The sequence below is a fragment of the Flavobacterium sp. KH_001 genome (genome assembly GCF_057840745.1).
In genome coordinates this window covers 1,801,650-1,819,588 of record NZ_CM174520.1, presented here as the reverse complement: position 1 = coordinate 1,819,588, position 17,939 = coordinate 1,801,650, and the positions used below count along the sequence as shown (strand labels likewise).

20 protein-coding genes are annotated in these 17,939 nt (G+C 34.7%); 14 read left to right on the top strand and 6 right to left on the bottom strand.

Annotated features, from left to right (window positions below):
* Positions 1-20: 20 nt before the first annotated feature.
* A complete protein-coding gene (locus AC3ITQ_RS07950) occupies positions 21-749 on the bottom strand; it encodes a phosphoglycerol geranylgeranyltransferase (RefSeq protein ID WP_489237878.1) in 729 nt (242 codons plus the stop codon).
* 95 nt (positions 750-844) lie between these two features.
* Between AC3ITQ_RS07950 and AC3ITQ_RS07945 the strand changes: the two genes are divergently transcribed.
* From AC3ITQ_RS07945 to AC3ITQ_RS07935, 3 genes are all read left to right on the top strand, one after another.
* Positions 845-1,441, top strand: coding sequence for a Crp/Fnr family transcriptional regulator (locus AC3ITQ_RS07945; RefSeq protein ID WP_489237876.1), 597 nt, complete (start codon positions 845-847; stop codon positions 1,439-1,441).
* A gap of 81 nt (positions 1,442-1,522) precedes the next feature.
* Positions 1,523-1,810, top strand: a complete 288-nt coding sequence (locus AC3ITQ_RS07940) for a hypothetical protein (RefSeq protein WP_133523218.1) — start codon at positions 1,523-1,525, stop codon at positions 1,808-1,810.
* Positions 1,807-2,199: a group III truncated hemoglobin gene (locus tag AC3ITQ_RS07935; RefSeq protein WP_489237874.1), complete on the top strand. Its 393-nt coding sequence runs from the start codon at positions 1,807-1,809 to the stop codon at positions 2,197-2,199. The genes AC3ITQ_RS07940 and AC3ITQ_RS07935 overlap by 4 nt, the downstream gene beginning before the upstream one ends.
* Before the next feature lie 205 nt (positions 2,200-2,404).
* Here the strand turns inward: AC3ITQ_RS07935 and AC3ITQ_RS07930 are convergent, their stop codons facing one another.
* Positions 2,405-3,055, bottom strand: coding sequence for a 4'-phosphopantetheinyl transferase family protein (locus AC3ITQ_RS07930; RefSeq protein ID WP_489237872.1), 651 nt, complete (start codon positions 3,053-3,055; stop codon positions 2,405-2,407).
* A 247-nt stretch (positions 3,056-3,302) separates the two neighbouring features.
* Here AC3ITQ_RS07930 and ahcY point away from each other — a divergent pair, with 247 nt between their 5' ends.
* From ahcY to AC3ITQ_RS07880, 10 genes are all read left to right on the top strand, one after another.
* Positions 3,303-4,619, top strand: a complete 1,317-nt coding sequence (gene ahcY / locus AC3ITQ_RS07925) for an adenosylhomocysteinase (RefSeq protein WP_026983772.1) — start codon at positions 3,303-3,305, stop codon at positions 4,617-4,619.
* Positions 4,620-4,824: 205 nt separating this feature from the next.
* Positions 4,825-7,143 carry a patatin-like phospholipase family protein gene (locus AC3ITQ_RS07920; protein ID WP_489237869.1) on the top strand — a complete coding sequence of 773 codons (2,319 nt, stop codon included), beginning with the start codon at positions 4,825-4,827 and terminating at the stop codon, positions 7,141-7,143.
* Between the two features lie 275 nt (positions 7,144-7,418).
* Complete coding sequence (locus AC3ITQ_RS07915; protein ID WP_489237867.1) at positions 7,419-7,967, top strand: hypothetical protein; 549 nt, start codon at positions 7,419-7,421, stop codon at positions 7,965-7,967.
* 36 nt (positions 7,968-8,003) lie between these two features.
* Positions 8,004-8,288, top strand: a complete 285-nt coding sequence (locus AC3ITQ_RS07910; RefSeq protein WP_489237865.1) for a hypothetical protein — start codon at positions 8,004-8,006, stop codon at positions 8,286-8,288.
* 10 nt (positions 8,289-8,298) lie between these two features.
* The gene (locus AC3ITQ_RS07905; RefSeq protein ID WP_489237863.1) at positions 8,299-9,387 is read left to right on the top strand and encodes a WG repeat-containing protein; all 1,089 of its coding nucleotides are present in this window, start codon (positions 8,299-8,301) and stop codon (positions 9,385-9,387) included.
* A 52-nt stretch (positions 9,388-9,439) separates the two neighbouring features.
* The gene (locus AC3ITQ_RS07900) at positions 9,440-9,772 is read left to right on the top strand and encodes a DMT family transporter (RefSeq protein WP_194658550.1); all 333 of its coding nucleotides are present in this window, start codon (positions 9,440-9,442) and stop codon (positions 9,770-9,772) included.
* 139 nt (positions 9,773-9,911) lie between these two features.
* The gene (locus AC3ITQ_RS07895; protein WP_489237861.1) at positions 9,912-10,763 is read left to right on the top strand and encodes a methylated-DNA--[protein]-cysteine S-methyltransferase; all 852 of its coding nucleotides are present in this window, start codon (positions 9,912-9,914) and stop codon (positions 10,761-10,763) included.
* A gap of 10 nt (positions 10,764-10,773) precedes the next feature.
* Positions 10,774-11,487 (top strand): 2OG-Fe(II) oxygenase, encoded by a 714-nt coding sequence (locus tag AC3ITQ_RS07890; RefSeq protein ID WP_489237860.1) that lies wholly within the window; start codon positions 10,774-10,776, stop codon positions 11,485-11,487.
* 233 nt (positions 11,488-11,720) lie between these two features.
* Positions 11,721-11,966, top strand: coding sequence for an Ada metal-binding domain-containing protein (locus AC3ITQ_RS07885; RefSeq protein ID WP_489237858.1), 246 nt, complete (start codon positions 11,721-11,723; stop codon positions 11,964-11,966).
* Entirely contained in the window at positions 11,953-12,561 is a 609-nt protein-coding gene (locus tag AC3ITQ_RS07880; protein ID WP_489237856.1) for an alpha-ketoglutarate-dependent dioxygenase AlkB family protein, read from the top strand. The genes AC3ITQ_RS07885 and AC3ITQ_RS07880 overlap by 14 nt, the downstream gene beginning before the upstream one ends.
* Before the next feature lie 3 nt (positions 12,562-12,564).
* On the opposite strand, the gene AC3ITQ_RS07875 is transcribed toward AC3ITQ_RS07880, so the two are convergent.
* Both AC3ITQ_RS07875 and AC3ITQ_RS07870 read right to left on the bottom strand, forming a co-directional pair.
* A complete protein-coding gene (locus AC3ITQ_RS07875; protein WP_489237854.1) occupies positions 12,565-12,885 on the bottom strand; it encodes an MmcQ/YjbR family DNA-binding protein in 321 nt (106 codons plus the stop codon).
* Between the two features lie 29 nt (positions 12,886-12,914).
* Positions 12,915-13,670, bottom strand: a complete 756-nt coding sequence (locus tag AC3ITQ_RS07870; RefSeq protein ID WP_375033862.1) for an NUDIX hydrolase — start codon at positions 13,668-13,670, stop codon at positions 12,915-12,917.
* A gap of 225 nt (positions 13,671-13,895) precedes the next feature.
* Between AC3ITQ_RS07870 and AC3ITQ_RS07865 the strand changes: the two genes are divergently transcribed.
* Positions 13,896-14,222, top strand: a complete 327-nt coding sequence (locus AC3ITQ_RS07865; RefSeq protein ID WP_489237852.1) for a hypothetical protein — start codon at positions 13,896-13,898, stop codon at positions 14,220-14,222.
* A 50-nt stretch (positions 14,223-14,272) separates the two neighbouring features.
* Here the strand turns inward: AC3ITQ_RS07865 and AC3ITQ_RS07860 are convergent, their stop codons facing one another.
* Positions 14,273-16,501 carry a glycoside hydrolase family 3 N-terminal domain-containing protein gene (locus AC3ITQ_RS07860; RefSeq protein ID WP_489237850.1) on the bottom strand — a complete coding sequence of 743 codons (2,229 nt, stop codon included), beginning with the start codon at positions 16,499-16,501 and terminating at the stop codon, positions 14,273-14,275.
* A 13-nt stretch (positions 16,502-16,514) separates the two neighbouring features.
* Positions 16,515-17,939 (bottom strand): glycoside hydrolase family 30 protein, encoded by a 1,425-nt coding sequence (locus tag AC3ITQ_RS07855; RefSeq protein WP_489237848.1) that lies wholly within the window; start codon positions 17,937-17,939, stop codon positions 16,515-16,517.

Here is a 17,939-nt window from a genome sequence, read left to right as displayed (position 1 = left end):
TTTGGTTATTTGGTTATGATTTAGGCTTCAAAAAAATGACTGTCGTTTTCAAAAGCAGTTCCAATAACTACTAAATCGGCACCAGCTTTATAGGCATTCTGAATTCCGTACAAATCTACAATTCCTCCGCCAACAATTATAGGAATTTCGATGTTTTGCGCTATTAACTGTATCATTTTCAGAGGCACTGCATTTTTAGCTCCACTTCCAGCCTCCAAATACATTAATTTATTACCCAGCATTTCCCCAGCCTGTGCTGTGGCCAAAACTAAATCAAGGTTTTCACGTTTAAGCGGCTTTGTTTTACTTACCCGTGCTACTGCCGTTTCGTTGCCACTTTCTATTAAAATATATCCTGTTGAAATAACTTCAAGATTCGTCTTTTTCAGAATTGGTGCCGCCTGAACCTGATATTCAATTAAATAATCCGGATTTCTTCCAGACAATAAAGACAAGAACAAAATAGCATCTGCCTGAGGTGAAATCTGCGACGGATCGCCGGGAAATATCACAACAGGCAAATTTGTTTTTTGTTTTAATTCGGCAAGCAACTCTTCCAGAATGGTAGCCTGTACAATACTTCCTCCCACAAAAATGTGTGTTGCTGGCGATTGCTTTATTTTATCTAATAAATGATCTAAATTTTCCCATACAATTTTATCCGGATCTAAAAGTATGGCCAGCAATTTTTGCCCCTTCTTTTTAGCTTCCAAAATCTGTTGGTGTATGTTGGATATTCTTTGTTTCATAGCGGGCGTAAAAGTAAAAGTTTTTTAATGCAGAAGAACTATTTTGAATGAATTATATTTGTACAATAGCTTTTGACAACTAAATAAATGAAAGCATGATCGCTCCTGAATTGTTAGAAAAATATGGCGCCTTAAAGAAGTCTTTCGACAAAAATGACATTATTTTTGAAGAAGGAAACTTGCCAACTCATTATTATCAGATTATTTCCGGAGAGGTAAAAATGAGTAATTATAATGACGATGGCCGCGAATTCATTCAGGGAATTTTTTATAAAGAACAGTCTTTTGGCGAACCTCCCCTGTTTTTAAATCAAAATTATCCGGCAAATGCCATTGCGGTTGACGATTCGGAAGTTCTTCTTCTCTCTAAAAGCAATTTCCTGAAATTACTGGAAGAAAATCCGTCAATAAGCCTTAAAATAATCGAGAATTTAGCACAGCGATTGTATTACAAATCGGTTATGGCGGCAGAAATGTCTACTCAGGAACCGGAACACCGAGTTTTAAAACTAATTGACCACGGAATCGCCTATTTTAATTTCAAGAAAGATGTCAACGGTTACCTCATCAATTTCACCAGACAACAAATTGGGGATTTAACCGGCCTGCGTGTTGAAACCGTAATCAGAACCATAAAAGCGTTGGAGAAAAAGGGGCTTTTGAAGATTATAAACAGGAAAGTATACAGATAAAATAGTTCCTGTTTTATGATTAAAGTCATAAAATGGAGTTGCATAGTGCATGTACCTTTGTAGTATAAAAATCTCAATATCATGACACTATATCAAACAACATTCGAAAATTTCAATAAAAATTATATGGGTTCAGCAGCAATGGCCGTAATAGGTCAAAGCTGTTTAGGTGGTGCTGCTGCGATGTACATCCTTTCACACGGAACTTCTATTGGGCAAATGATTCAGCTGGCTATTATTGTATTGGCTTGCGTTTTTGCTAACACGTCAATTTTAGCACAAATGAAACATAAAGTAGTTTTTAATCTTATTATTTTAAGTGCTCTTTTAAGTGTTTTACTCATATTTCTGAATAGTTTTGTACTATGAAAAAGCAAATAGAAAATAGAACTGATGTCGAGTTTCTAGTACATCAGTTCTATGCTAAAATAAGAGCCGATGAAGAAATCAGTTTTTATTTTAATACGATGATAAGAGATTGGGACGCTCATCTCGAAAAACTGACTGATTTTTGGGAAACCAATTTATTTGCAGTCAAAAAATACAAAGGCAATCCTAATGCTGTGCACAATGAAGTTGATGCTCGTTTTGGCGGAAAAATTACTTCGAATGAATTCGGAATCTGGCTTAACTATTGGTTTCAGACTTTAGACGAACATTTTGAAGGAGAAAATGTAGAAACACTTAAAAGGCGTGCCAGAAAAATGGGAACTTTTTTGTTTGTGAGTATGTTTGAGCATCGAAAAAAAGTTGGCTGAAACGTTAGAATAATAAAAGAAAATCGTATTGTATGTCATTTCGACCGAAGGGAGAAATCACACGCGTAATTCGATAAAGATTGGCGATTTTCTTTGCGGAGTTTCTAGTGTGATTTCTCCCTTCGGTCGAAATGACAAGATTGTGTTCAATAATAGCTCACAAGTTTGGAATTTGGGATTTTTTTATTGGAATTTAATCTAAAAACTATTTCTCAAAAGCATAAACCAAAGTAAACTTTCCTTCAAAATTATCCGATTTGATTTCTTCGTAATGCACATTAAAATCTTTAATCAAATCATCAAAATGCAGACTGGCCTGGGTTTGTTCTTTATCCAAAGAAAAATCGCCCACTCTAATATGATCTTTAAAGCTGATTCCTTTTTCGTTTCTAATTTTAAAGATGGCTTCTTTCGCACCCCAGATTACGGTAAGTTTTTTAATGTATTCTTCAGAAACATTCGGATTTAAATATTCGAATTCGGTGTCAACAAATTTATCAGCGATTTTACGGATTTTCTCTCGCTGTAATTCCATATCAATTCCAACAGTCTCATGACTGATGATAATGGCTGCAAAATGATAAGAATGTGTAATTGAAATATAATTATGACAATCGAAATAAGGTTTCCCGAATTCATCATAATGTAAATCTTTATCAGTAAAACCCATTTCCTGAATCAGCATACGAACGCTTAAAAAAGCACGCTGATGCAACTGAGATTTCATTCCGTTTAACCTCAACTGTGTTTTTTCTTTCAAAACTACTTTGCTCAATAACTCCTCAAAAGATTCGGTTATTTCCCAAATTAAAAGTTTGGTCGTTTCACTGCATTGTATAGTCTGAAATAAAGGCATTGCTTTTTTAATTATGAATTATGAGTTGTGAATTATAAATTTAAGCAATTCGTAATTTAAAAAGTATAATGAAGAGAATCTTTTTTAAATGAACTTATATCACTTATATGGTTTAAAAACAATTCGCAAACTAACCTTCTAAAGATTAAGAAATTAAACATTTCACAAATCTGACAGAAATAGTAAAAATTCCAAAGGTATTCCGTAAATTTGCAAAAATTTTACAATATACAAATATACACTATAAATGAGTACTACAACTACGCCTTATGTGGCTTTCAAAGTAAAAGACATTTCTCTAGCGGCTTGGGGAAGAAAAGAAATTGAACTAGCTGAAGCTGAAATGCCAGGTTTAATGGCACTTCGTGCTGAATACAAAGACGAACAACCTCTTGCAGGTGCTCGTATCGCTGGATGTTTGCACATGACGATTCAAACTGCTGTTTTGATCGAAACTTTAATTGCTCTTGGTGCTGAAGTTACTTGGTCTTCTTGTAATATTTTCTCTACTCAGGATCAGGCTGCTGCTGCTATTGCTGCTGCAGGAATCCAGGTTTATGCTTGGAAAGGTCTTGATGAGCAATCATTTGACTGGTGTATTGAGCAAACTTTATTCTTTGGTGAAGACAGAAAACCATTGAACATGATTTTGGATGATGGTGGAGATTTAACAAACATGGTTATTGACCGTTTCCCAGAATTGGTTCCTGGAATCAAAGGATTATCTGAAGAAACTACAACTGGAGTTCACAGACTTTACGAAAGAGTAAAAGCCGGAACTTTACCAATGCCTGCAATCAACATTAATGACTCTGTTACTAAATCTAAATTTGATAACAAATACGGTTGTAAAGAATCTGCAGTAGATGCAGTTCGTCGTGCAACTGACTTAATGTTAGCTGGTAAAAGAGTTATCGTTTGTGGATACGGTGATGTTGGAAAAGGAACTGCTGCTTCTTTCAGAGGTGCAGGATCTATTGTAACAGTTACTGAAATTGACCCAATTTGTGCTTTACAAGCTGCAATGGACGGTTATGAAGTTAAAAAATTAAACACTGTTATTGCTAATGCTGATATCATCATTACAACTACAGGAAATAAAGATATCGTTCTTGGAGAGCACTTCGAGCAAATGAAAGATAAAACTGTTGTTTGTAACATCGGACACTTTGATAACGAAATTGATATGGCTTGGTTGAACAAAAACCACGGTGCATCTAAAATCGAAATCAAACCTCAGGTTGACAAATATACTATCGCTGGAAAAGATATCATCATCTTAGCTGAAGGTCGTTTAGTAAACCTTGGTTGTGCTACAGGTCACCCAAGTTTTGTAATGAGTAATTCATTTACAAACCAAACTTTGGCACAAATCGAATTATGGAAAAACAGTGCTGCTTACAACAATGACGTTTACATGTTACCAAAACATTTAGATGAAAAAGTTGCTGCTTTACACTTAGCTAAATTAGGAGTTGAATTGGAAACTTTACGTGACGATCAGGCTGCTTATATTGGTGTTCCGGTTGAAGGTCCATTCAAACCAGAATACTACAGATACTAAATTGATTTTAGATTAAAGATTTCTGATTTTAGATTTCTTTAATACTTACTTCAAACCCGACAAGTTCAAAAAAACTGTCGGGTTTTTTCTTTTTGTAATTCAACAAAAAAACATTTCACTCAAAAGATTGCACGTTTACAAATATCTGCTTACTTTTAATAATCAAAATAAGGTTCTATTTCTCAATTACTTAAACAGTACAAGCTTGAAAAAAACTACTTATTTAATCGTCTTCTTATTTTTACTAAGTCTCCCACTAGTCCTTTTTTCTCAGGAAAAAAAACCTAAAGTCGTATTAGTATTAAGCGGTGGTGGAGCAAAAGGAATTGCACATATTCCGCTTTTGCAAAAACTCGATTCCTTACACATTGTCCCTGATCTTATTGTTGGAAACAGTATGGGAAGCATCATTGGAGGTTTGTACGCCATGGGATATTCCGGAGATAGTATCGATAAACTAACCAAAAGTATCCATTGGGATAAAGTACTTGGCGGAGGCCAATCATTACGATCTGTAAGTGCAGAAGAAAAACGAGAATTTCAAAGATATTTAGTTGGTATTGGTGTTAAAGATGGAAAACTTAATAGTATTGGTTCTCTTTTAAATGATCAAAATCTAAGAGAATACCTTTCTGAATTAACCTTTCCGGTATACAATGTTAGAGATTTTGACAGTCTCCCAATTCCCTTTAGGGCTATGGCTACCGACTTAGTTGAGGGGAAAGAAGTTATTTTGAGTAAGGGAAGTTTATCGTATGCCATGAGAGCCAGTATGTCTTTGCCTGCCGTTTTTAAGCCAATGCCTTACGACAAAACAGTATTAGTAGACGGAGGCGTTTTAAATAATTTCCCAACAGATGTTGCCAAAGAAATGGGGGCGGATATTATTATTGGAAGCGACGTAGGGGGAGGAATGGAACCAATGGATAAGCTGAATAATCTGATGACCATTTTGATGCAGACCAGTATGTTTCCGAGTAATATTAAGAATCCTGCAAACCGCGATCTTTGTACAATATTGGTTGATCATTTGCCCAACTTACGTTTCTCAACGGCTGATTTTGCAGATAGTGACGAAATCTACAAAGATGGTAAAATAGCAACAAATCAAAATCTTCCGGCTTTAGTTTCATTATCAGAAAAACTAAAAGCTTTTCCCCAACGAACGCATGCGTTGCCAGATATGCCAAAAGAATTTGTGCTGGACACAATTGTTTATAAAAAAATAAGTCCTGAGAATATGCCTTTGGTGGTTGGGAGAGCAAACCTTAAAACACATGTAAAATACACCACCAAAGATTTAATAGCTGGAATTAACAGAGCCATGGGTACTAATCTTTTTGATCAAATTACGTATAGCTACTTTATCACAGAAAAAGATAAATTAGGAATTACATTGTTTGGATTCGAACGCGCCGAAAATCAGCTCAACACCTCAATACATTATGATACTTACAGAGGTGTCGGAATCATTTTTAATTACACCGGCCGAAATGTGCTTGCCGATGCCTCCCGTCTTCTTGTAACAATAGATATCGCAGAACAGCCAAAAGCGAGAATCAATTATCAAAAAAATTTCGGACAATACAGAGAATGGTGGTGGGTATCTGAAGCTTATGGAGCCTTGCTGCGACAAGAAATTTATATAAATGGTAAAGCATCAGACAACATACTTTATAATTCTTTTGAACTCAATAATGAGGTAAACAGAAATTTAAATTCATTAAAAAGTTATGTAGGTTTTGGCTTAAACTATAGCTACTCCAATCTAAAACCAAAATACGACAGGGAATACAATCCTAACTCCGTCAATATAACCAACTACGACTCTAATAATATTGAATTCAACATGCATTATTCTTATAATGATATGGACAAAGTTTTTTTTGCCACAAACGGAACCATTATAAAAGCAAATGTTGCACGATCATTTCTTAGTGATATAGATGCCTCTTTTTCTGATCCAGATTTAACACGTATTTCCGGCCCAACAAATGGCTACACAAAATTTGGTTTTGGTTTTGAAAAGAGAGCACTCTTAAAGAAGAAAATTACAGGAATTATAGGCTTTGATTCTTATTTTATTTTTCAGGATAAATTTAAAGACGATCAAATTCCGTTTTCAGGATTTGGTTATGCTGCAAAATATTTTTTAGGCGGTATTATTCCGAGCTCTGGCAGTAATCGTTTTTCATTTCCCGGCCTGCACGAAGACGAGCTCAATGTTACACAGTACATGGGACTTAAACTCGGTTCTCAAATAAATTTAACCGGAAAAATTTATCTCACTCCACACTTTAATATTGCTAGTGTAGGTTTTGACACTTTTGATGAATATATCGGTCATGTATTTAGCCCAAAAGGAAAGTGGGATGAAAATGACACCCCTAGTCTTGTACTTTCAGGAGGAACAGCGATTTCTTATCAATCCATTTTAGGTCCAATTCATTTTGATGCTTCCTGGATCAACAACATCGATAAAGTGCGATTGTTTTTTAGCGTAGGACTATCACTCAATCCGTAACAGAAACAATTTAATACTTAGACTTAATACCTACAAGAGTGCAAAATTACTTTGCGCATAAATGAATCATGTCTTTTTCTCTTTGCCCAGTGTGTGTTTTTTGGAAAATACAGAACGACTACAGCGCATCAAAATCAATAGAATTCTATTCATAGCTTTTTTGAAAAGTACAATTTTCAGGCTTCAAATTAGCCAGATTTAATCAGATATTTTATACCCTTTTTTCAATTTAAGTTTTACATTTGAAATTTCATCCCCAAATACCTGACTAAATTATGAGAACACGCCTAATTTTATTATTACTTACGCTTTTACCTTTCTTTTCAAATGCGCAATCCAGCATGCAAAGACAAATGCAGGCTAGCAATGCCATGTTCAGACAGCAAAACCAAATGTTTATGCAACAGCAACAGCAACAGCGCGATATGGCACGTAATCTTAATAATATTCAAACGGCAGAAGAAAAGCTGGCTACTGAAGAAAGAAAACTAAAGAAATTACAGCTTAAATCAACAGAAAAAGAAGCCGATTTAAAGGCTAATCAAGAAGAATTGGCCAGTTTTGAAAACAAAGTAAATGACAATGCCGATCTTAAAAAAGATATTGAAAAATCGAAAAAGAAAGTTCAAAAATCTGAAGAAAAAGTAAATAAATCGCAATCTGATTTAGACAAAAGTTCAAAGAAAATTCAGGATTTGCAAAACCAAATTCAGGCTGCAAAAATCCAAAAAGAGGAACTTATCAAAAAACACGAAGAAGAAAAAAGAGTTAAAGAAGAAGAAAAGGCAAAAAAAGAAAAAGAAAAACAGGAAAGAAAAAAATAGTCTTACTACTGATTACAATTTCACAACAATAAAAATATGATTGAAAAAATTTCATGTGAAAAACATGGCTCAAAAGATATGTCTTTTACCTGCATACATATTGCCATGGCTATTGACAATAAAGCAAAAGTTGGTTTTTTCTATTCCGAAGCCGAAGAAGACCTTCCGCAGATTGCCTGGTGTGGAGAATGTGAACAATGGCTTCTTGATAATGGCGAAGAATGGACAGATGTTTTTCAGGCCAACGCCGATTTTAAAATGTTATGCTCTGCTTGTTTTGACGAAGCAAAAAATAAGGAACCTGAAATTTATCTGCGATAACTAAATTTTCATGAAAAAGAGTACCATCCTTTATATATTTCTCCTTTTAAGTTGTTCCCTATTTGCTCAAAATAAGGATACCTGGATTTCGTTTTGGGATAAGGACACAACTCATATCGGATTTAAGGACAAGAACGGCAACATCAAGATAACGCCAAAATTTACGAGAATGACTTCTGCTCATAAATTTGACGGTATCATTGCGGTAAGTGAAGATGTAAAGGATAGCTGGAAAAGTTATTACTTAACCAAATCAGGAAAAATTGTCGGCCTTGACAGTTTGTACATTTTTGATAACGGACCGGATTGCGAAAATGAAGGTTTGATTCGTTTCAGAGATCCAAAAACGGATAAAATGGGCATGTTTAACGGGGACGGAAAAATTGTGATTCCGGCGGCATACAGCAATTTAACAAAAGCACGAAATGGACTGATTGTTGCGTTAAAAGGTGCTATTAAAACAAAGCTTGACGAAGAACATTACGGCTGGACTGGCGGAAAAGAACTTCTTATAGACACCACCAATAAAGTCTTAGTAGAAAAATTTGAATATGAAAACGATTATGATCTGAATTTTTATTCTTTAGAGAAATCAAAAACACCAACTAAGGATCCTGTAAGACAAATTTTTCATGGAATTGATGGTCAGTATTATTCTTTTATTAATTATGATAAAGAGTTTAAATTATGGCTCAAAAACACTTTGCTTTCAGATCTGTCCAAAGAAAATTTACTAAAACATTCTTTTGAAAAAATCACCTATTGGAAAAACCCAAATGGATGGATAAAGACCACAAAACCTACATTTATTGATCATAATTACACGCTTTTAAAATTAAAGTTACAAGAACTAAATTCTGAAAAAACGGACTACTTTATTTCAACTGATGGTTTAAATCAATTTATATTCAAAGAAGAAGAATATGAGAACTATTTTAACAATTGTAATGAATCCAAAGAGTGGCAATATCCCGTTATGAACATAGTAATAACTTCAAAAAACAGTGAGGATTTTGGTCAGGATCATTTTGAATTTTTAAGAACAGAAAATGGTTATAAACTAATAAGTGTTTCTATGTCAAAAGATAATCTTAAATAAGTCTTTTATATCTCACTCAAAAACAAAGCTTAACTTTGTAAAAACGTGAAACATGAAAAACTTCTTCTTTTTAGGAATTGCCATACTATTTGAAATCATTGCTACTTCTGCCTTAAAAAGATCAGAACAATTTACGCAGCTTATTCCCAGCATTATTACAATTATAGGTTATTTTGCTGCGTTTTACTTTTTAAGTTTTGCTATTAGAACTATTCCGGTTGGCATTGCGTACGCCATTTGGTCCGGCGTCGGAATTGTTTTGATTACCATAATTGGTGCGGTTTTCTTTAAGCAAATTCCAGATTTACCTGCCATTATTGGATTAGTATTAATTATGATTGGCGTTGTAGTTATCAATGTTTTTTCTAAAACTACGGCACATTAACATTTCGTTTCAGGTTTCAGGTTTCAGGTTTCAGGTTTCAGGTTGCTACAGAACGTGAAACCTGAAACAAAAACAAAGCAAGTTTCGGATTTTATGATTGCCAAACCCTGTCGATATTTGCCTTATAAAATTGAAAGAAATGAACACACAGGAAAACATCAATTATAATAGAATCGCTGATGCGATCGATTATATCAAAGCCAATTTTAAAACGCAGCCCAATCTTGATGAGGTTGCCGAAAAAGTGCATTTGAGTCCGTTTCATTTTCAGCGATTGTTTACCGAATGGGCTGGTACAAGTCCGAAGAAGTTTTTGCAGTATATCAGTGTCGAACATGCTAAAAAAATTCTGAAAGAAGACAATCAGGCAACATTATTTGACACCGCTTTCGATACCGGACTTTCCGGAACGAGCCGTCTTCATGATTTATTCATAAACATCGAAGGAATGACACCGGCCGAATATAAAAATGGTGGAAAGAATCTGGAAATAAATTTCAGTTTTGCCGAAAGTCCGTTTGGGAATATCATTGTGGCTTCGACCCAAAAAGGAGTTTGTTTTATGGCATTCGCAGAAAACGAAGAAATTGGATTTGAAGATTTAAAACATAAATTCCCAAATGCAACATTCTCCCGAAAACTGGATTTAGTACAACAAAATGCCTTATTTATTTTCCAAAACGACTGGAGTAAATTATCTGAAATCAAACTGCATTTAAAAGGAACTGATTTCCAATTGAAAGTTTGGGAAACGCTGCTTAAAATTCCGATGGGACAGCTTTCTACTTACGGTTCCATAGCACATCAAATTGAAAAACCAAATGCTTCGCGAGCTGTCGGAACAGCTATTGGAAGTAATCCCGTAGCGTTTTTAATTCCCTGCCACCGCGTAATTCAATCTACAGGTACCTTTGGTGGTTATATGTGGGGAAATACTCGAAAAACAGCTATAATTGGCTGGGAAGGCGCGCAACTAAATTCAGATCTCTAAACTTAATTCCATGCAAAATATACAATCAAAAATTGCTTCTCAAAATTGGGAAAGCATCACCGAATCTATGCACGAAAATGGATTTGCGATTATTCCCAATTTACTTACTACCGAAGAATGCGAAGATTTAAAATTCGATTATGATAATCCAAATTTATACCGAAAAACAGTTGTTATGGAGCGATACCGATTTGGTTTAGGTGAATATAAATACTTTAATTATCCACTTCCGGATTTGATTCAAAGCATTCGTTCAGCTATTTATCCAAAGCTGGCACCAATTGCAAATTCATGGATGAAAGTATTAAACATCAATACTGTTTTTCCAGAAACACATGAGAAATTGCTAGAGCAATGTCACGCTAATAATCAACTAAAAGCAACGGTTTTAATTTTAAAATATGGTAAAAGCGGTTTTAATACTCTGCATCAGGATTTATACGGAGATGTTTATTTTCCTATTCAAATAGTTCTTTTTCTAAACGAACCTGATGAAGATTTTACTGGAGGAGAATTTGTCTTAACTCAACAAACGCCCAGAGCGCAATCAAAAGCGATTGTTTTGAAACCTAAAAAAGGCGATGTTTTGGTTTTTACAACCAATTTCAGACCTGTTAAAGGCACAAAAGGATATTATCGTGTGAATATGAAACATGGTGTTAGCGAGATTCATTCTGGTGAAAGACATACGTTGGGGATTATTTTTCATGATGCGCTGTCTTAAATATTTAATTTCGCAAAGGCGCAGAGTCGCCAAATTTTTGTTTCACGCAGATTTTAAAATGATTTAAGCAGATGTGCACAGATAATTTTTGTAATTATTTTTTTAATTAAAATCTGCTTTAATCTGAAAAATCTGCGTGAAAAATTAATTTAATCCAGATTCTGTGGTCAGAAACCAATCTTTGCCGAGACACACTGCTGTGTGCCTCTACCATGAAAATGCGAAAAAAAAATATGATTCATCACTACAAAATTTCGGAACCTGATCTCCGAAATAAAATTAAAAATGCGGAAATTTGCTTCGGTGGAAACCGGAAACTAAAAATTTACGGAACACTAAAATGCGCTTCGGGTAAAAGAATGAAACGTGAAAACCGGGTTTTCTTTTTATCTGAAAACGAAGCTATGGAAAATGGTTTCAGACCTTGCGGACATTGCATGAAAACCGAATATCAAAACTGGAAAAATGGACTTATTTAATCCGCATACAGACGAAAACACAAACCTGCTTCCGAAAGATGGAACGGTGAATTATTATGGAAAATTATTTTCTCATGAAGATTCAAACCATTATTTAGAATTGCTTTTGAACACAATTGAATGGAAAAATGACGAAGCGATCATCTTTGGAAAATTAATTTTAACCAAACGAAAAGTGGCCTGGTACGGTGATTCGGGTTTTGAATATACATACTCCAATACAACAAAAAAAGCACTTCCGTGGACAAAAGAACTTTTGGAATTAAAAGCCATTATTGAAGAAAAAACAGGCGAAACATTCAACTCCTGCTTGCTTAATTTGTATCATTCCGGAGAGGAAGGAATGGCCTGGCACAGCGACGCCGAAAAAGATTTAAAGAAGAATGGCGCAATTGGTTCTGTCAGTTTTGGAGCGGAACGTAAATTTGGTTTCAAACACAAAGAAACAAAAGAAGTTGTTTCCTTAATTCTGGAACACGGTAGTTTATTAGTAATGAAAGATGAAACACAAACACATTGGCTTCATCGTTTGCCGCCAACAAAAACAACTTCAAAACCGAGAGTAAATTTGACTTTTAGAACGATTGTCAGATAGAACTTATTTCTTTTTTGAAATTACATTTTCATAAGATAGTATCAAAGCGTCTTCAAACATTTCGGGTCTTACTTCTGAAAGTTCAACTATCGTCCAGCCTTGTTTTCCCCATTTATTTGGAATTGGATAAAAAATCTTTTCACTAGAAGCACAAAAAACAGATTGATCGATTTCATTTAATTTTAAAACCGCTCTATTGTTCTTTTCATCAAATGTGCCGAAGATTTTCTTATTGACACGAAAAGAAGTTTTCTCGAAATGTGGCTCTTCTGTCGCATTAGGAAATGACATGGCTAATTTTCTAAATGTTTCAATTGAGACCATAATCGCTAAGTTTAAAATTAATTCGAATTTTACCAGCCTTGATTCAGTCCGTTTTTCAGGACTTCCTCGTATTTATCTTTATCAAAAGTATACAAATTTGGCGCTTTGTGAGCGACATTGCTTTTCTTTTCGTCCAATTTCGTCAGGATTCCGATATTGGTTATTTTTCGAAGAAAATTTCTTCTGTCCAGTTTTTTATCTAAGATTGTTTCGTATAATTTCTGAAGTTCCGGAATGGTGAATTTCTCTGGTAATAAATTGTATCCAACCGGCATTAAATTCAATTCCATTCTTAAAGTATCTAAAGCTTTATCCAGAATTTCTTTGTGATCCAGAATAAGTTCGGGTACTTCTTTATGATCGATCCACTCAATTACTTCGTCTTTATTGGCTGGTTTTGGAATAGTTTTTAGAAAATCGACTAAGGCATAATAGCCAATTGTAACAAAACGACGCATCAGCCATTTACCTTTTTCTTCTTCAATTTTTAAATATTCTAATATCTTTTTATCAAAGTGCTGGTCGTTACGTTTTACTTTTCCGAAGGTAGCAAATTGCCTTAAAAAGATACCCTCTACACCCGTTCTTTCGTTTAAAACGGTAACCGCCGCAACATCAATATCCTGATCTACCGGAATAAATCCACCGGGCAAAGACCAGGTTTCACGATGCGGAATTTTAATCAAAAGAACCTTAAGCTGATTGTCATGAAAGCCAAAAATCACACAGTCGATTGACAGTCCGGGCTGATAATTTTCATTATTCTCTATAATGTCTTTTAGCATTCGTTTTCAATTAAATACCACTTTTTCAGTGTCAAATTATCTTGCAATGTAATTCATTTTGATAAAACGAAAACATTTTTCATCTAATTCAAAAGAATTAGTACAGAAATAAAACGCTAATAAAGAAGTGTATGGCTCACAATTTTAACTTAAAATTAAAATGCAATATAAAAAAAATAAGTACATTGCGTCATAATAACACATTAATAAAAACATTTGTTATTATTGAAACACAAAAGTAAGAATAATTCTATTTTTAGTTTCATCACAAATAAGAAAGTTAATGCAAGAGATATGAATACCAATCCGTTAAAAAATATCAATGAAAAAATTAGAACCAAAATCTGGACTTCTTTCGGGTTTGTTTCTAAAACGTATCTTTTAGAAGAATCTATAAAATACAGTCAGCAACAGGAGAAGATTTTCAACCAAATGATTGTTGAAACTGAAGCAAAAGACAAAAAAGCAAAACGTGAAGCTTTTGATAAAGCCTTATATGCATCTTATAAAGGAATTGGCGCTATGGATTTTATAAATACCGTTTTGAAATAATTCAAAACCTTTATAAAATCCATAACGCCAATTTTAATTGACATTCTATATTATTGTACTAATTCAAAATCTGATTTTAGTTTAATATCTGCTGATGAAGCTCCAATCATTATTTCGAAATCTCCTGGTTCAGCAACCCATTCTAATTTATTATTGTAGAAAGAAAGTTTCTCTTTGTCAATTGTAAACTCAATTGTTTTAGATTCTCCTGCATTTAATTTTACTTTTTGGAAATCTTTCAATTCTAAAACCGGTCTTACAACAGATCCGAATTTGTCTTTTAAATACAACTGTACTACTTCTTCTCCGGCAACTTTTCCAACATTTGATAATTGAAAAGTAACTTTAATCGTTTCATTACTTTTAATTTTTGTTGAAGATAATTTCAAACCTGAATAATCAAATTTCGTATAGCTCAAACCATATCCAAAAGGAAATTTCGGAGAGTTTTTTAAATCGATGTAAGCTGAAACATAATTTTTTGAATCCTCATCTTTAGCTGGTCTTCCCGTGCTGAAATGATTGTAATAAATTGGCACCTGACCAACTTCTCTCGGGAAAGTCATAGGCAGTTTTCCTGACGGATTGTAATCTCCAAATAAAACATTAGCGATTGCAGTTCCAGCTTCAGTTCCTAGCCACCAGGTATAAACGATTGCAGGAACATTGTCTGCAGTCCAGTTAAAAATAAGCGGTCTTCCTGCATTTACCAAAACCACAACTGGTTTTCCTGTTGCCTGAATCGCTTTTACTAAATCTTCCTGAACACCTGGCAAATGAAGATCACTTCTGCTTTTTGCTTCACCGCTCATATCGCGTCTTTCGCCAATACTCAAGATAACAACATCAGCTTGTTTTGCAGTTGCAACCGCTTCAGCAAAACCATCTTTATTATCTCCGTCAACTTCACAACCTTTTGCGTACAATAATTTAGTGTTTTTACCCACTTTATTTTGTAAACCATCCCATTGCGAAACTACCCATTTATCATAATTTACTTCTGGCAATTCAACCGACCAAAATCCCATATTGGCTTTGTACTCTTTTACCATTGGTCCAATAAATGCAATTGTTTTTACACTTTTAGAAAGCGGTAAAGTCTGGTTTTCATTCTTTAATAAAACAATACTTTTCTCCGCTACTTCAAGTGCTGCTTTTCTGTTTTCAGGATTGCTAAGTGCTTTTTCAGCTCTTTTATCATCTGAATATCGGTATGGATCCTCAAATAAACCTAATTCAAATTTCTTACGAAGAATACGTTTTACAGCATCATCAACCAAATCAACAGAAACTCTTCCTTCTTTAATCAATTCGGCTAAATTATAACGATAAGCATTACTTTCCATATCCATATCACTTCCGGCAGTAATTGCTGAATAAGCGGCTTCTTTAAGATCTTTTGAATAACCGTGTGCTACCATTTCTCCAATCGAGCCCCAATCAGAAACTACAAATCCCTGAAAGTTCCATTTTCCTTTCAAAATATCACGCTGCAAATGAGAATTTCCAGTTGCCGGAATTCCGTTTACATCATTAAATGAGTTCATAAAGGTTGCTGCTCCTGCATCTAAAGCCGCCTTAAATGGAGGTAAATAGGTTTCAAGCAACATTCTTTCACTCATGTCAACAGAGTTATAATCTCTTCCGCCAACAGCAGCGCCATAAGCCGCGAAGTGTTTTACGCAGGCCATAACGGAATTTAGATCTCCCAATTTATTTCCCTGAAAACCTTTTACTCTTGCGTAGGCAATTTTAGATCCCAGATAAGTATCTTCTCCGGCACCTTCCATTACTCTTCCCCAACGTGGGTCACGCCCGATATCGACCATTGGAGCAAATGTCCAGTGAATACCGCTTGCAGATGCTTCTGTAGCCGCAACTCTGGCAGCCAATTCGATTGCCGCTAAATCCCAGCTTGCAGCCTCGGCTAACGGAATTGGGAATGTTGTTTTATAACCGTGAATAACGTCTTGTCCAAACAACAACGGAATTTTAAGACGGGACTGCATCGCCAATTCCTGATATTGTCTAGTATATTTTGTTCCGATGATGTTTAACATCGAACCCACTAAACCTGCCTTAATTTCGGCTTGTTTGTTTGGATTAATTGTGATTGGCCCTGTTGCTGAATTATCTCCAGTATATTGATTAAGCTGACCTATTTTTTCTTCAATAGTCATCTTCTTCAGTAAAGCATTTACTTTCTGATCGATTGTTTCCTGCTGAGCGGCCGCAAAAAACGAGACCATCAACAAGGTAAATGTGGTTAATTTCTTCATAGTTTAATTTTGATTACCAAACGTAAGTGGCTACTGCACCTGCATTTAAAGTAGTTGAAATTTGTTTTTGATTGTATTTGATATTGAATGTTTCTGCTGCAGTTCCATCATTTTCTACAATTAGCACAATTTGTCCCGATGGGGTTTTAAAAGCGACATTATAAAGGTTTCCACTAATATTACTTCCGATTCTAACTGATCCTTCCGGAACAAATTTAGAAGCGTGTCCAATAATATAATACCCAACTTCTCTTTTAATATTCTGATTTTTATCAATCATCAAAGCACCCTTACAAGTTGAACAGCCACCTGGTGTAAAAGGTTTGTAGAATTCATCATTTGCTAATCCCCAAGAAAGTGCAATTTTACTCCAGTTACGCATCGAACCAATTACTACATTTTTTACACTCCATTTCAAATCAGATTCAAAATTGCTTCCTGATCCTGTGTATTGTTCTGTAAAATATAAATCTTTGTTTGGATAAGCATCATGAACTGTAGACATGGCGCTGATATCTCCTTCATATAAATGAAATGCAGAACCCGCTATAAAAGGGTTTGCTTTTGCATCTTTTAAAATAGTCAGAGGATATTCTGGTTTATTGCAATTGTGATCGTAGATCACAATTTTGGTTTTAATTTTTGCTTTTGCAAAAGCTGGGCCTAAATGATTTCCAATGAAATCAGCCTCTTGTTCCGCAAGCATCAATAAACTTGGATTATTTCCCGGATGAAGAGGTTCATTTTGAGGCGTGATTGCATCAATTACAATTCCCTGCTCTTTCATTGCCTGAATATATTTTACAAAATACTCGGCGTAAACCTGATAATATTTAGGTTGTAAACTTCCTCCTTTAGAGCTTCCGTTGTCTTTCATCCATACTGGTGGAGACCATGGAGAACCCATAATTTTTATATCCGGATTTACAGCTAAAATTTCTTTTAAAACCGGCACTACATCTTTTAAATCCGGCCCAAGGTTAAAGTGTTCTAATTTTAAATCCGTTTGGCCTTCCGGCATATCATCATACGAAAAAACAGTTTCATTCAAATCTGAAGCACCAATACTGATTCTTAAATAACTCAAACCGATGGCATCTCCTTTTCTTGAAAAAAGCTCCTGAAGCAATGCTGCTCTTTTCGCTTTATCCAATTTCAAAATTGCCTGGGCACTTCCTCCAGTTAATGAAAATCCAAAACCTTCAATAGTTTGGAATTTTTGAGAAGCATCAACTAAAATGGTTTGGTTTGAATTCGCATCCGAATTAAAAACTAAATCATTTTGCTTTAGCAATTTTGATGATTCATCTGTAGTCGTGATCCACGATTGAGCTTTACCGGAATTGGCAGCTGCATTTTTTGAAGATCCACATTTTACCTGAACTGCTATAAGTGGCAGTAAAAGTAAAATCTGGAGTTTTTTCATACTATTTTTCAT